Source organism: Pseudoxanthomonas kaohsiungensis, from assembly GCF_010211765.1.
In the GTDB taxonomy this organism is placed as follows: Bacteria; Pseudomonadota; Gammaproteobacteria; order Xanthomonadales; family Xanthomonadaceae; genus Pseudoxanthomonas; species Pseudoxanthomonas kaohsiungensis.
In genome coordinates, this window is record NZ_PDWO01000016.1 from 19,491 (window position 1) to 32,566 (window position 13,076).

A 13,076-nucleotide genomic window follows, 5' to 3' on the forward strand; every position below is an offset into this window, starting at 1 on the left:
CGGCCCCTACCCGGCGAGCGCGCGCAGAAGATCGCGTGCGCGTTCCTGCCCGACTGGCCGCTGGGCAACCGCTACCACTACTACTACGCGCAGGCCAAGCTGCGCAGCGACCCGTTGTATCCGGGCGTGTGCGAGGCCTTGCGCGATACCCGCGCACCGGTGCTCGACCTTGGTTGCGGCATCGGCCTGCTGGCGCATGCGCTGCAGCAGGACGGCATTCGCGTGCGCTATTTCGGCGTGGACAACGATGCGCGCAAGATCGCCTCGGCGCGCCGCGCCGCCGCGCGCGCCGGCCTGCTCGACGCCGGCTTCGAGACCCTGGACCTGTCCAAGGCGCTGCCGCCGCACCGCGGCAGCGTCGCGATCCTGGACGTCATGCAGTTCTTCGAGCCGGCGCGGCAGGTCGCTATCGTCGATGCGCTGGTCGGGATGCTCGACCCCGGCGCGGTCCTGGTGATCCGCACCGGCCTGGACGACGGTAGCCCACGCGCCCGCATCACCCGCGCCGGCGACTTCCTCGCCCGCGGCTTGCGCTGGATGAACGCAGCGCCGCGCCATTATCCGGAAGCGGCGATGCTGCGCGCGCGGTTCGAGGCGGCCGGGCTGCGCAGCGAGTTCACCCCGCTGTACGGCGACACGCCGTTCAACAACTGGCGGGTCGTGGCCTGGCGCGAGTAGCCGTGGCCTGTTGAAGCGTCAGCTCCGGGCGGGGCCGCCGCGGCCTGTTGAAGCATCAGCTCCGGACGGGGCCGCCGTGACCTGTCGAAGCGTCAGCTCCGGACGGGGCCGCCGCGGCTTGCGGATATGCCCCACCCTTCGGGACGACGTCCTGTCTTTACGAAGGGCCGTGGCACATCCATGTGCCACTTGGGACATATCCGCAAGCCACGGCGTCCTTCGCGAGGTTCACGGCCCTGGCTTCGATCGCCGAAAAGAGAGACTGGCCCTGCGTTTGAACGTCGATCGCCGCGCATCGGCATTCGCGCCCCTAATCGGCCAGCTCCGCCGAAGACACGGAATGCACCCCCGGCCGCGCGCACAGCGCCGCCTCGACCAGCGCCGCGGCGATCCGCGATGCCGGATTGATCCGCCAGGCACGCGGCAGCAGCGGTCCCAGCGCGCCCAGCACCACCGCGGCGGCGCTTTCGCCGGTGCGCCTCTCGCTGCGCTCGCCGCCGATCAGCCCGGGCCGCACGAAGGTCAGTGACGGATAGCCCAGCCCGGCCAGGTCGCGTTCAAGCTCGCCCTTGACCCGGCTGTAGAAGAACAGCGCCCGCGGATCGGCGCCCTTGGCCGAATTCAGCGCATAGGCGCCGGCGCCATGGCGACGCGCCAGCTCGGCCACGCGCATCGGATAGTCGTAGTCGACGCGGCGGAACGCTTCGCGGCTTCCGGCGATGGCCATCGTGGTCCCCAGCGTGCACACGACCGCGTCGACCGCCCACCAGGAGGCGTCCTCGGGCAGCTGCTCGTAGTCGAGCTGCACGTCCAGCAGCTTGCGATGCGGGGGCAACGGCCGGCGCGTGGGCGCGACCACACGCTTCACGCGCGGATCGTCCAGCAGCAGCGCCAGCACCTGGCGCCCCACCAGTCCGGTGGCGCCGGCCAGCAGCACGGTACGGGCGGGCACGTGGTCGTCCATGGCCACACCCTAGCCCATCGCGTGCCGGCGCGTCCCCGCGCGACCGGGCCGAACGCTACTCCGGAGGTTCGAGCGTCGCGTAGCCGCGCTCCTCGAGCAGGCACAGCGTCGCCTCGACGATCTCCACGCTGCGGCCGTGCGCGGCGCCCTCGTGCAGCAGCACGATCGCGCCGGGAGCCAGGTCGCGGCCGATACGTTGCAGGACCCGCACCGGATCGCCGTCGACCGCGTCGTAGCCGCGCGCGGTCCAGGCCACGCGCGCCAGTCCATGCGCGCGCAACGGCGCGGCCACGAACGGGTTGGTATGCCCGACCACCGAGCGGAACCAGCGCGGGGGCGCGCCGGCCAGGCGGGCGAGCGCCTGCTGCGCCTGTCCGACCTGGCCGGCCATCGCACGCGGCCCCAGCGCCCAGAAGCGGCCGGCCGGATGGGTCTGGCTGTGGTTGCCGATACCGTGGCCGCGGCGAAGGATCTCGCCGACCAGGCCAGGGTGCGCCTGCGCCCGTTCGCCGACCAGGAAGAACGTGGCGCGCGCCCGGTGCCGGTCCAGCGCAGCGAGGATGGCGGCGGTGTCCCCGGACGGACCGTCGTCGATGGTCAGCCAGACCGCGCGTTCGTCCACCGGCAGGCGATCGAGGACCGGGGCGTACAGGCGGGCCCGGGGCATGAACACCGGGACGACGAAGGCCAGGTGCGAGAGCACCAGCGCCGGCAGGCCCCAGGTCCAGCCCAGCCGCCACCACAACAGCGCCACCGCCAGCTGCGACAGCAGCAGCCAGGCCAGCCAGGCGTGCGGATGGCGCGGGACGCGATGCAGCGTTGCCGGAGTGGTCATCGCCGCATGATGCCACGGGGGTAGAATGGCCGGCCCGACGTTCCCCTACGCGAGTCCCGCCATGTCCCTCGATCCCGCCCTGCGTTCGCGCATCGAATCGCTGCTCCAGGCCAACCGCGTGGTGCTGTTCATGAAGGGCCAGCCGGGCATGCCGCAGTGCGGCTTCTCGGCCAAGGCCACCGGCGTGCTCGAGGACCTGGGCGTGGAGTACGCGCACGTCAACGTGCTGGCCGACCAGGAGATCCGCGAGGGCATCAAGGTGTTCGGCAACTGGCCGACCATCCCCCAGCTGTACATCGACGGCGAGCTGGTCGGCGGCAGCGACATCATCGAGCAGCTGTCCGCCAGCGGCGAGCTGTCGCAGCTGCTGGGCCTGCCGGCGCCGGACCGCACGCCGCCGCAGGTGACCGTGACCGACGCGGCCGCAGAGAAGCTGCGCGGCGCGCTGGCCGATGCCGGCAACGCCGCGCTGTCGCTGGGCATCGACGCGCGCTTCCAGCCGCGCTTCCAGATCGCGCCGCGCAACGAGAACGCGATCGCGGTGGAGACCAACGGCCTGCGCATCCAGTTCGACCCGGCCAGCGCGCGCCGCGCCAACGGCATCACCATCGACTGGGTCGACGATTTCCGCGGCCAGGGCCTGGCGATCGACAACCCGAACGCGCCCAAGCCCGTGCAGGCGATCACCCCGGCCGAAGCCGACCGCCAGGTGCGCGCCGGCGAGCTGGTGCTGGTCGACGTGCGCCCGGCCGACGAGCGCGCGATCGCCTCGGTCGGCGTCGCCCACCGCACCTTCGACGGCGGCGGCCGCGAAGACCTGGAGGCGCTGCCGAAGGACACCCGCCTGGCGTTCCTGTGCCACCACGGCGGTCGCAGCGGCCAGGCGGCCGAGGAGTTCCGCGGCAGGGGCTTCACCCACGTGTTCAACGTCGAAGGCGGCATCGACCGCTGGGCTGGCGAAGTCGACGGCAGCGTGCCGCGCTACTGAGCGGCCGCCCGTGTAGGAGCCCATCCTCATGGGCGACGCCGGGGCGCGTCCGGCTCCCGCGATGCCCGAAATCCCGGGTGGCTCGGGTCGCCGATGAATCGGCTCCTACATGGGTTCAGAAGCCCCCGTGTAGGAGCCCATCCTCATGGGCGACAACCGAGGCGCGTTCGGCCCCGGCGGTGCCCGAAGTCCCGGGCGCTCCGGGTCGCCGATGAATCGGCTCCTACACGGGTTCAGAAGCCCCCGCCCGCGTCCAGCCAGGCCTGCTCTTCCGGCGTGCTCTCCCGCCCCAGCGCCCGGTTGCGGTGCGGGAACCGGCCGAAGCGCTCGATGACCTGCAGGTGCTCGATCGCGTACTTCGTGTACAGCTCCACGCCCAGCGCCTGGAACAGCTCCACCGAGCGCCGCTGGTCGGCCATCTCTTCCGAGTGTTCGAACGGCAGGTAGAAGAACGCGCGCAGCATCGGCTCGAACGCACCGTCGTGGCCGGCGGCCAGCGCGCGCCCGGCGTAGTGGCGGGCCAGGCCATCGCTGGCGAAGGCGTGGCCGCTGCCGCGGAAGATGTTGCGCGGGATCTGGTCGAGCAGCAGCAGCAGCGCCAGCGCGCCCTCGGCCGTATCCAGCCAGTCCTCGTGCCTGCGCCGCGCGGCGGCCAGGTGGGCATCGAGGAAGCGCGACTCGCATTGGCGATCGAACGCCTCGCCACCATTGAACCATGCCTGGGCCCCGGCCTCGCGCCAGAACCGCACCACCTCGGTGGCGGTCGTGGTCATCGTTCTTCCTCCTGGTGTCGTCGGCGCACAGCATGCCGCAATCGCCATCGCGACCGCGTGCATCCGCGTGGCGGACGGCAAGGCCCCGGCACCCGCAACCGCGGCCCGCGGAGGGCGATCCGTGACCGGCGTGCGCCTGCGCCCAGCCATCGGCACATTGCACCGCGCACGCCGGGCGGCTAGGTTCGGGGATCAGGTCCATCCGGGGAAATCCATGCGCCACCTCCTGCTCGCCGCCGCGGGCCTCGCCCTCGGCACGGCCGCCTGCGCCGCCGCGCCGCCGGCCGCGGCCGCCTCGCGCTTCACCGACGATCCCTATCCCAGCACCTACCGGCCGCTGCCTTCCGAGCCCGTCCTCCTGCGCAACGCCACCGTGCTCACCGGCACCGGCCAGCGCCTGGACGGCGCCGACGTGCTGATGCGCGATGGCAGGATCGTCCAGGTCGGCGCGGCGCTGCAGGCCGACCCCGGCGTGCGCGTGGTCGATGCCACCGGCAAGTGGGTCACTCCCGGCATCATCGACGTGCACTCGCACCTGGGCGTGTACCCGAGCCCGGGGGTCAAGGCGCACAGCGACGGCAACGAGAGCACCGCGCCGGTGACCGCCAATGTCTGGGCCGAGCACTCGGTATGGCCGCAGGACCCGGGCTTCGCCGCCGCGCTGGCCGGCGGCGTCACCACGCTGCAGGTGCTGCCCGGCTCGGCCAACCTGGTCGGCGGCCGCGGCGTGACCCTGCGCAACGTGCCGGCCACCAGCTACCAGGCGATGAAGTTCCCGGGCGCGCCCTGGGGCCTGAAGATGGCCTGCGGCGAGAATCCCAAGCGCGTGTACGGCGGCAAGGGCACCACGCCGTCGACCCGGATGGGCAATGTCGCCGGCTACCGCGCGGCCTTCATCGACGCCAGCGAGTACCTGCGCAAGAACGGTGGCGGCAAGCCGCAGGAAAAGCCCAAGCGCAAGTGGTGGCAGTCCGCCGACGACGATGGCAAGGGCGACAGCGCCGGCGATGCCGGCGGCAAGCGCGACCTGAAGCTGGACACGCTGGCCGGCGCGATCAACGGCGACATCCTGGTCCACATCCACTGCTACCGCGCCGACGAGATGGCCACGATGATCGACCTGGCCAAGGAGTTCGGCTTCAGGATCGCCGCCTTCCACCATGGCGTGGAGGCCTACAAGCTCGCCGACCGGCTGGCTGCCGAAGGCATCTGCGGCGCGCTGTGGGCCGACTGGTGGGGCTTCAAGATGGAGGCCTTCGACGGCATCCAGGAGAACATCGCCCTGGTCGACCGGCCGAAGAACGGCTGCGCGATCGTGCACTCGGATTCGGACGAAGGCATCCAGCGGCTCAACCAGGAAGCGGCCAAGGTCATGGCCAACGCGCGCCGCGCCGGGATGGACATCCCGCCCGAGCGCGCGATCGGCTGGGTGACCTCCAACGCCGCGCGCTCGCTGGGCGTGGCCGACCGCACCGGCAGCCTGGAAGCGGGCAAGCTGGCCGACGTGGTGGTCTGGAACCGCGATCCGTTCAGCTCCTACGCCCAGGCCGAGCAGGTGTACATCGACGGTGCGCGCGTGTACGACCGGCACGATCCCGCGCGGCAGCCGCGCTCGGACTTCATGCTCGGGCAACCGGCCGCCGCGCCGGGAGGTGGCCTGTGAGCCGCGTCCTCGCTATCGCGCCGCGCCGCCTGCGTGGCGGCGCGCTCGCCACCGGTCTGGCGCTGCTGGCGCTGGGCCTGGCCGGCGCCGCCGGCGCCCAGGCTCCCGGGTTTTCGGACCCGGGACAGGGCGTCCTGATCCGCAACGCCACCGTGCATACCGCCGGCCCGCAGGGAACGCTGCGCAACACCGACGTGCTGGTGCAGGGCGGCACGATCCGCGCCGTCGGTGCCGGCCTGTCCGCGCCGGCCGGGGTGGCCACGGTCGAGGCCGGGGGCAGGCCGCTGACCCCGGCCCTGTTCGGCGGCATCACCGACATCGGCCTGGAGGAAGTCTCCGGCGAGGAGCCCACCGTCGACGGCGAGCTGTCGCTGGAAGACCAGCCGGTGCGTCCGGAGTTCGACGTGACCCTGGCCTACAACCCGGCCTCGGTGCTGGTGCCGGTGGCACGGGTGGAAGGGCTGGGCTTCACCCTGCTGGCCGCCGGCAGCGGCAAGTCCTTCGTCGCCGGCCAGGGCGGCGTGGTGCGGCTCGATGGCAGCGCCGACCCGATCGGGCCGCGCGCGCTGTTCATCCGCCTCGGCGCCGGTGCGGCCAACCTGAGCGGCAAGTCGCGCGCGGCGCAATGGATGCTGCTGGACCAGATGGTCGCCGAGGCGCGCGGCCGGGTGCCGGCCGATTCGCCGCATGCGCTGCTCACGCCCGCCGGGCGCGCGGTGCTGGCGCGGTTCCTCGGCGGCCAGGGACGGATCGTGGTCAAGGTCGACCGCGCGGCCGATATCCGCCAGCTGCTGCGCTGGGCCGCACGCGAGAACGTGCGCGTCGCCATCGCCGGCGGCGCCGAAGCCTGGCAGCTGGCGCCGCAGATCGCGCAGGCACGGGTGCCGGTGTTCGTCGACGCGCTCGCCGACCTGCCCGGCAACTTCGACCAGATCGGCGCGACCCTGCGCAACGCCGCGCTGCTGCAACAGGCCGGGGTGGAGGTCAGCTTCACCCAGGCCGGCGACGCCTCGCACAACGCGCGCAAGGTGCGGCAGCTGGCCGGCAATGCCGTCGCCAATGGCCTGCCGTGGGAAGCGGGCCTGGCCGGGCTGACCTCGGTGCCGGCGCAGGCGCTGGGCGTGGGCGACCGGATCGGCACGATTGCCGTGGGCCGCAGTGCCGACCTGGTGCTGTGGACCGGCGACCCGCTGGACGTGATCAACACCGCCGAGCAGGTGTGGCTGGGCGGGCGGGCCATGCCGATGCGCTCGCGCCAGACCGAGCTGCGCGACCGTTACCTGCGCGGCGTGGGCGAGAACGGGTTGCCGCCGGCGTACACGCACGGCCCCTGATCGGGACGGACATCGATCCGGGCCGCGATGCCGCCCTCGTAGAGCGGGGCTCGCCCCGCTGCTTGTACCCGGGCCGGGTCAAAGGCAGCGAGGCAGGCCCCGCTCTACGGTTCAGGCCGACCATTCTTTGCTGCGAGGTGCTGCGCGCCTGTCGCCATGGACGGGCGCGGCACCGGACTCCCGGGACGGCCGCAGCGGCGTAAGCTTCTCCACTCATACCGTCGGGAGGGACGGACGTGGCCGACATCAATCTCTGGGCGGTGCTGCTCGCGGCGGCTTCGGCATTCCTGCTTGGGGGGATCTGGTACGGGCCGCTGTTCAAGCACGCCTGGTGCCGGGAAGCCGGGGTCGACCCGGACAAGCCCAACGGGCATCCGGCGGCCGTGTTCGGCGGCGCATTCGTGCTCAGCCTGGTAGCCGCGGCGGTATTCGCGGTCTTCCTCGGCCCGGCGCCGCCGCTCGCCTCCTCGGTCGGGGCCGGGCTGGCGGTGGGTTTGGGATGGGTGGCGACCAGCTTCGGCATCAACTACCTGTTCGCCGGCCGCTCGCTGAGGCTGTGGCTGATCGACGGCGGCTACCACACCCTGCAGTTCGCGTTGTACGGGCTGGTCCTGGGCCTGTGGCACTGACCGGAGTGACGGGCATGGGCGCGCACTGGTACTTCGACTTCGTTTCGCCGTTCTCCTACCTGCACTGGCAGAAGATGCGGCCGCTGGTCGAGGCCGGCCGGGTGGAGGCGGTGCCGATCGTGTTCGGCGCGGTGCTGCATGCGCTGGGGATCCTCGGCCCGGCCGAGATCCCGAAGAAGCGCGAGTTCATCTACCGCCAGGCGCTTTGGCAGGCACGCCGCGACGGCGTTCCCCTGCGCTTCCCACCGGCGCATCCGTTCAATCCGCTGCCGGCGCTGCGGCTGTGCGTGGCTGCCGGTGCCACGCCGCCGGCGATCGGTACGGTCTTCGATGCCATCTGGGCCGAAGGGCTGGCCGGGGACGCGCCGGTCGTGCTCGATGGCCTCGCCGCCCGCCTGGGGCTGGCCGATGCGGCCGCCGCCATCGCCGACCCGGTGGTGAAGGACCGGCTGCGCGCCAACACCGACGCCGCGCTGGCGGCCGGGGTGTTCGGCGTGCCGACCCTGGCCGTGGAGGGCGAGCTGTTCTGGGGCAACGACAGCCACGACCTGATGCTGGCCGCGCTCGAGGATCCCGGCCTGCTTCGCCAGGGCGAGCTCGCCGGCGTGGCCGCGATCCCGGTGGGGGTCGAGCGGCGGCGCTGAGGCCGCTTCCGGCAGTCGCCACGGGCGCCGCTTTTGCGATAGGGTTCACGCACAAGACGTGCAGGCCTACACGGGAGGGGCTCATGCGCATCGGAATCGTGGTCGACTCGACCTGCGACCTGCCAGGGGACTACATCCAGAACAACAACGTCGTCCTGCTGCCGATCACCGTGCGCATCGGCGAGGCGGTCCTGGCCGACCACCGCGACGAGGAGGCCACGCTGAGCTTCCTGCATGCGCACGTGGCCGAGCGCGGCCACGAGGCCGAGACCGTGCCCTATTCGGTCGAGCAGATCCGCGACCTGTTCCTCGGCAAGCTCGTCGTCGACTACGACCACGTGTTCTGCCTGACCGTCACCAAGACCCGCAGCCCGATCCACGAACACGCGGTGCAGGCCAGCTTCGCGATCCTCAACGACTACAAGCCGGTGCGCCAGGCCGCCGGCTACAACTCGCCGTTCGCCCTGCGGGTGATCGACAGCCAGAACCTGTTCGCCGCCCAGGGCATCGGCGTGGTCGAGGCGGTGCGCATGCGCAAGGCCGGCGAGGGCGTGCAGAATATCCGCGAACGGCTGGAAGAGCTGGCGCTCAACACCCACGGCTACATGGTCCCGCCGGACCTCTACTACCTGCGCAACCGCGCCCGGACCAAGGGCGACCGCAGCGTGAGCCTGTTCAGCGCCGCGCTGGGCACCGCGCTGGACATCAAGCCGATCCTGCACTGCCATCGCGGCGAGACCGCGCCGGCCGGGAAGATCAAGGGATTCGAGACGGCGGTGCAGAAGCTGTTCGACTTCGCCGTGCAGCGCATCCACGCCGGCCTGATGACCCCGACCCTGTGCGTCAGCTACGGCGGCGAACTGGCCGAGCTGCGCGCGCTGCCGGGCTACGCACGCCTGCGCGAGGCCTGCGCGGCCAACGACGTCGAGCTGTTCGAGAGCGTGATGAGCCTGACCGGCATGGTCAACGTCGGCAAGGGCGCGGTGGTGGTGGGCTTCGCCGCGCCCCCGCACAAGTTCGCCTGAGCCGCTGCCGTTGCCCGGTGCCCCCGGTACCGGGCGGCGGGCGGAGCCGGAGGTCGCGTGACACCGGCTTCGCAGGCGCGCCGCTAGATTGGATGCACCGTCACTCCCGGAGCCACGCATGGCCATCCGTTACCAGATCCGCCTACCCGATCCCGCGCAGGCGCGCGGCAGCGAACCGTCGCTGGCCTTCCACGCGCACGGCGCCGAGGCCTTCGCCGAGCAGTTGCAGCAGGCGCTGAGCACGCCGGCCCTGTTCGAACGCTGGCGCGCGCTGCAGGCCGAGCCGGACGAGGTCGATCCCGCGCTCGGCGTCACCGACCCGGACGCGCGTGTGACCGGCGAGCAGCGTGACCTGGCGATCAACCTGGTCGCGCTGACTACCCTGCCCGGCGACATCCTCCAGCACCGCCTGCGCCTGCTCGCCGGCAACCGCTGGGAGATGCGCAACGTCAGCCACGGCTGAGGTGGCGGCGCAGGTACTGCTGGCCTGGAGCGGCGGCAAGGACGCGGCCTGGGCGCTGCACGTGCTGCGCCAGCGCGACGACGTGGAGGTGGTCGGCCTGCTGACCACCGTGACCATCGAGTACCGGCGGGCCTCGATGCAGGGCATCCGCGTGGAGGTGCTGCGGGCGCAGGCCGCCGCGGCCGACCTGCCGCTGCTGGAAGCCGGCATCCCCGTGCAATGCAGCAACGATGACTATGACGCGGCGATGGCCGGCGCCCTGGCCGGGGCAGCCTCGCACTGGCCCGGCCTGCGCACGGCCGCGTTCGGTGACCTGTTCCTGGCCGACATCCGCGCGTACCGTGAGCAGCGGCTGGCCGCCGCCGGCTGGGACCTGCTCACGCCGCTGTTCGATGCCGACACGGCCGCGCTGGCGCGGCAGATGCAGGCCGGCGGCCTGCGCGCCCACCTGTGCTGCGTCGATACGCAGCAGCTGGATGCGCGCTTTGCCGGCCGCGCCTTCGACGACGCCCTCCTGCGCGAGCTTCCCGCCGGCATCGATCCGTGCGGCGAGAACGGCGAGTTCCACACCTGCGTGTCGGCCGGCCCGATGTTCGCCGCGCCACTCCGCCTACAGCAGGGCGAGACCGTCCTGCGCGACGATCGCTTCGCCTACACCGACTTCAGCCTCGCGCCCCTGTAGGAGCCCATCCCCCTGGGCGGCCCGGGCACCCGTCCGCCATCAACGGTACTGATGCCGCTGTAGCCCGGCCCATGCGGGTACCGTTCCTCGCCCCTTCCTGTAGGAGCCCATCTTCATGGGCGACCGCCGTGATGCCCGGGCCGGAGGATGGCGGACGGGTGGCTGGGTCGCCCATGAAGATGGGCTCCTACACAAGGAAAGGCCGGCCGCATACGCCGGCAGCCGGGGGGCCCGTCAATGCCTGCCGCACCCGTCATGGGGCTCGTGCGCCACGCCGGCATGCACCTTCGCTTCGCCATGCAGGGCGGCTGCATGGTGGGCGATGTGTTCGCCGATGAAGCTGGCGATGAAGTAGTAGCTGTGGTCGTAGCCGGGGCGCATCCGCAGCTGCAGCGGGTGGCCGGCGGCGACCGCGGCGGCCTGCAGCAGCTGCGGGCGCAGCTGCGTGTCGAGGAACTCGTCGTCGCCGCCCTGGTCGACCAGCAGCGGCAGCTTCTCCGTGGCCGAGCGCACCAGCTCGCTGGCGTCCCATTGCTTCCACGCCTGGCGGTCCTCGCCCAGGTAGGCGCCGAACGCCTTCTCCCCCCACGGCACCTTCGACGGCGCCACGATCGGCGAGAACGCCGACACGCTGCGATAGCGGCCCGGGTTGCGCAAGGCCACCACCAGCGCGCCGTGCCCACCCATCGAATGGCCGCTGATGGCACGGGCGTCGCCCACCGGGAAATGCGCTTCGACCAGCGCCGGCAGTTCGTCGGCCACGTAGTCGAACATGCGGTAGTGCGTGGCCCACGGCTGTTCGGTGGCGTTGAGGTAGAAGCCGGCGCCCTGGCCCAGGTCGTAGCCGTCGTCATCCATCACCTGTTCCCCGCGCGGACTGGTGTCCGGCGCGACTATCACCACGCCATGCTCGGCCGCGTACCGTTGTGCGCCAGCCTTGGTGATGAAGTTCTGTTCGCTGCAGGTCAGGCCGGACAGCCAGTACAGGACCGGCAGCTTGCCGTTCGCCGCCTGCGGCGGCAGGTACACGGCGAACTTCATCGTGCAGCCCAGCACCTTCGACTCGTGCCGGTACACGTCCTGCCAGCCACCAAAGCAGGCGCGGTGTTCAATGCGTTCCATCAGAAGTTCCTCGGCTCGGGCCTTCGACCCGCTTACCAGTCAATAGCCCCCTTTGGTAAAGGGGGCGCGGCGGCAGCCGCGGGGATTCGGGTGTAACGAAATCGGGGGCCCATGCTTCCGCGCAACGCGGAAGCATGGGGGCGCAGCCTGCATTTCAGCCCGCGCTGAAATGCACCACCGAGCGGATCGACTTGCCTTCGTGCATCAGGTCGAAGGCGGTGTTGATCTCGTCCAGCGGCATGGTGTGGGTGACGAACGGCGCCAGTTCGATCTTGCCGGTCATCGCGTCCTCGACCATGCCCGGCAGCTGGCTGCGGCCCTTGACGCCGCCGAAGGCGGTGCCCTTCCAGGTACGGCCGGTGACCAGCTGGAACGGCCGGGTGGAGATTTCCTGCCCGGCGCCGGCCACGCCAATGATCACCGACTGGCCCCAGCCACGGTGCGCGCATTCCAGCGCCGCGCGCATCACGTTGACGTTGCCGATGCATTCGAACGAATGGTCCACGCCCCAGCCGGTCATCTCCACCACCACCTGCTGGATCGGCTTGTCGTGGTCCTTAGGGTTGACGCAGTCGGTGGCGCCGAACTGGCGCGCAAGCTCGAACTTGGCCGGGTTGGTGTCGATCGCGATGATCCGCCCGGCCCTGGCCTGGCGCGCGCCCTGGATCACGGCCAGGCCGATGCCGCCGAGGCCGAACACGGCGACCGAATCGCCTTCCTGCACCTTGGCGGTGTTGTGCACCGCTCCAATGCCGGTGGTGACGCCGCAGCCGAGCAGGCAGACGTGTTCCGGGTTGGCCTCCGGATTCACCTTGGCCAGCGAGACTTCGGCCACGACCGTGTACTCGCTGAAGGTCGAGCAGCCCATGTAGTGGTAGACCGGCTCGCCGTTGTAGGAGAAGCGGCTGGTACCGTCGGGCATCACGCCCTTGCCCTGGGTCGCGCGCACGGCCACGCACAGGTTGGTCTTGCCGCTGGTGCAGAACAGGCACTGGCCGCACTCGGCGGTGTACAGCGGGATCACGTGGTCGCCCGGCTTCACCGAGGTCACGCCCTCGCCCACCTCGACTACGATGCCGGCGCCCTCGTGGCCCAGCACCACCGGGAACAGGCCTTCCGGGTCGTCGCCGGACAGGGTGAACGCGTCGGTGTGGCAGACGCCGGTGTGGGTGATCCTGACCAGAACTTCGCCGGCCCTGGGCGGGGCAACGTCGATCTCGACGACCTGCAGCGGCTGGCCGGGACCGAAGGCGACGGCGGCACGGGATTTCATGGC

Annotated in this window: 14 protein-coding genes; 9 read left to right on the forward strand and 5 right to left on the reverse strand. The window is 71.5% G+C overall.

All coding sequences use genetic code 11. From position 1 onward, the window contains the following. Positions 1–30 precede the first annotated feature (30 nt). Complete coding sequence (locus CSC66_RS14580; protein WP_379655921.1) at positions 31–678, forward strand: methyltransferase domain-containing protein; 648 nt, start codon at positions 31–33, stop codon at positions 676–678. 310 nt (positions 679–988) lie between these two features. Here CSC66_RS14580 and CSC66_RS14585 read toward each other — a convergent pair whose 3' ends face one another. Then, the gene (locus tag CSC66_RS14585; RefSeq protein WP_162378141.1) at positions 989–1,642 is read right to left on the reverse strand and encodes an NAD-dependent epimerase/dehydratase family protein; all 654 of its coding nucleotides are present in this window, start codon (positions 1,640–1,642) and stop codon (positions 989–991) included. 55 nt (positions 1,643–1,697) lie between these two features. Then, positions 1,698–2,477 carry a polysaccharide deacetylase family protein gene (locus CSC66_RS14590; protein WP_162378142.1) on the reverse strand — a complete coding sequence of 260 codons (780 nt, stop codon included), beginning with the start codon at positions 2,475–2,477 and terminating at the stop codon, positions 1,698–1,700. A gap of 61 nt (positions 2,478–2,538) precedes the next feature. Here CSC66_RS14590 and grxD point away from each other — a divergent pair, with 61 nt between their 5' ends. Further along, positions 2,539–3,465, forward strand: a complete 927-nt coding sequence (gene grxD / locus CSC66_RS14595) for a Grx4 family monothiol glutaredoxin (RefSeq protein ID WP_162378143.1) — start codon at positions 2,539–2,541, stop codon at positions 3,463–3,465. A gap of 233 nt (positions 3,466–3,698) precedes the next feature. On the opposite strand, the gene CSC66_RS14600 is transcribed toward grxD, so the two are convergent. Beyond that, complete coding sequence (locus CSC66_RS14600) at positions 3,699–4,238, reverse strand: DUF924 family protein (protein WP_162378144.1); 540 nt, start codon at positions 4,236–4,238, stop codon at positions 3,699–3,701. A 214-nt stretch (positions 4,239–4,452) separates the two neighbouring features. Between CSC66_RS14600 and CSC66_RS14605 the strand changes: the two genes are divergently transcribed. The 7 genes from CSC66_RS14605 (at position 4,453) to CSC66_RS14635 (ending at position 10,678) form a co-directional block, all read left to right on the forward strand. Next, complete coding sequence (locus CSC66_RS14605) at positions 4,453–5,901, forward strand: amidohydrolase (RefSeq protein ID WP_162378145.1); 1,449 nt, start codon at positions 4,453–4,455, stop codon at positions 5,899–5,901. Continuing rightward, positions 5,898–7,235 (forward strand): amidohydrolase family protein, encoded by a 1,338-nt coding sequence (locus CSC66_RS14610; protein WP_379655917.1) that lies wholly within the window; start codon positions 5,898–5,900, stop codon positions 7,233–7,235. The genes CSC66_RS14605 and CSC66_RS14610 overlap by 4 nt, the downstream gene beginning before the upstream one ends. Positions 7,236–7,471: 236 nt before the next feature. After that, positions 7,472–7,864 (forward strand): DUF1761 domain-containing protein, encoded by a 393-nt coding sequence (locus CSC66_RS14615; RefSeq protein WP_162378146.1) that lies wholly within the window; start codon positions 7,472–7,474, stop codon positions 7,862–7,864. A gap of 14 nt (positions 7,865–7,878) precedes the next feature. Continuing rightward, positions 7,879–8,508, forward strand: a complete 630-nt coding sequence (locus CSC66_RS14620; RefSeq protein WP_162378147.1) for a 2-hydroxychromene-2-carboxylate isomerase — start codon at positions 7,879–7,881, stop codon at positions 8,506–8,508. Positions 8,509–8,591: 83 nt separating this feature from the next. After that, complete coding sequence (locus tag CSC66_RS14625; RefSeq protein ID WP_162378148.1) at positions 8,592–9,533, forward strand: DegV family protein; 942 nt, start codon at positions 8,592–8,594, stop codon at positions 9,531–9,533. Between the two features lie 118 nt (positions 9,534–9,651). Next, positions 9,652–9,996, forward strand: coding sequence for a hypothetical protein (locus CSC66_RS14630; RefSeq protein ID WP_162378149.1), 345 nt, complete (start codon positions 9,652–9,654; stop codon positions 9,994–9,996). Position 9,997: 1 nt separating this feature from the next. After that, positions 9,998–10,678, forward strand: coding sequence for a Dph6-related ATP pyrophosphatase (locus CSC66_RS14635; RefSeq protein ID WP_162378150.1), 681 nt, complete (start codon positions 9,998–10,000; stop codon positions 10,676–10,678). A 234-nt stretch (positions 10,679–10,912) separates the two neighbouring features. Here CSC66_RS14635 and fghA read toward each other — a convergent pair whose 3' ends face one another. Both fghA and CSC66_RS14645 read right to left on the reverse strand, forming a co-directional pair. After that, positions 10,913–11,800, reverse strand: a complete 888-nt coding sequence (gene fghA / locus CSC66_RS14640) for an S-formylglutathione hydrolase (protein ID WP_162378151.1) — start codon at positions 11,798–11,800, stop codon at positions 10,913–10,915. 154 nt (positions 11,801–11,954) lie between these two features. Further along, a complete protein-coding gene (locus tag CSC66_RS14645) occupies positions 11,955–13,073 on the reverse strand; it encodes an S-(hydroxymethyl)glutathione dehydrogenase/class III alcohol dehydrogenase (protein ID WP_162378152.1) in 1,119 nt (372 codons plus the stop codon). Between the last annotated feature and the right edge of the window lie 3 nt (positions 13,074–13,076).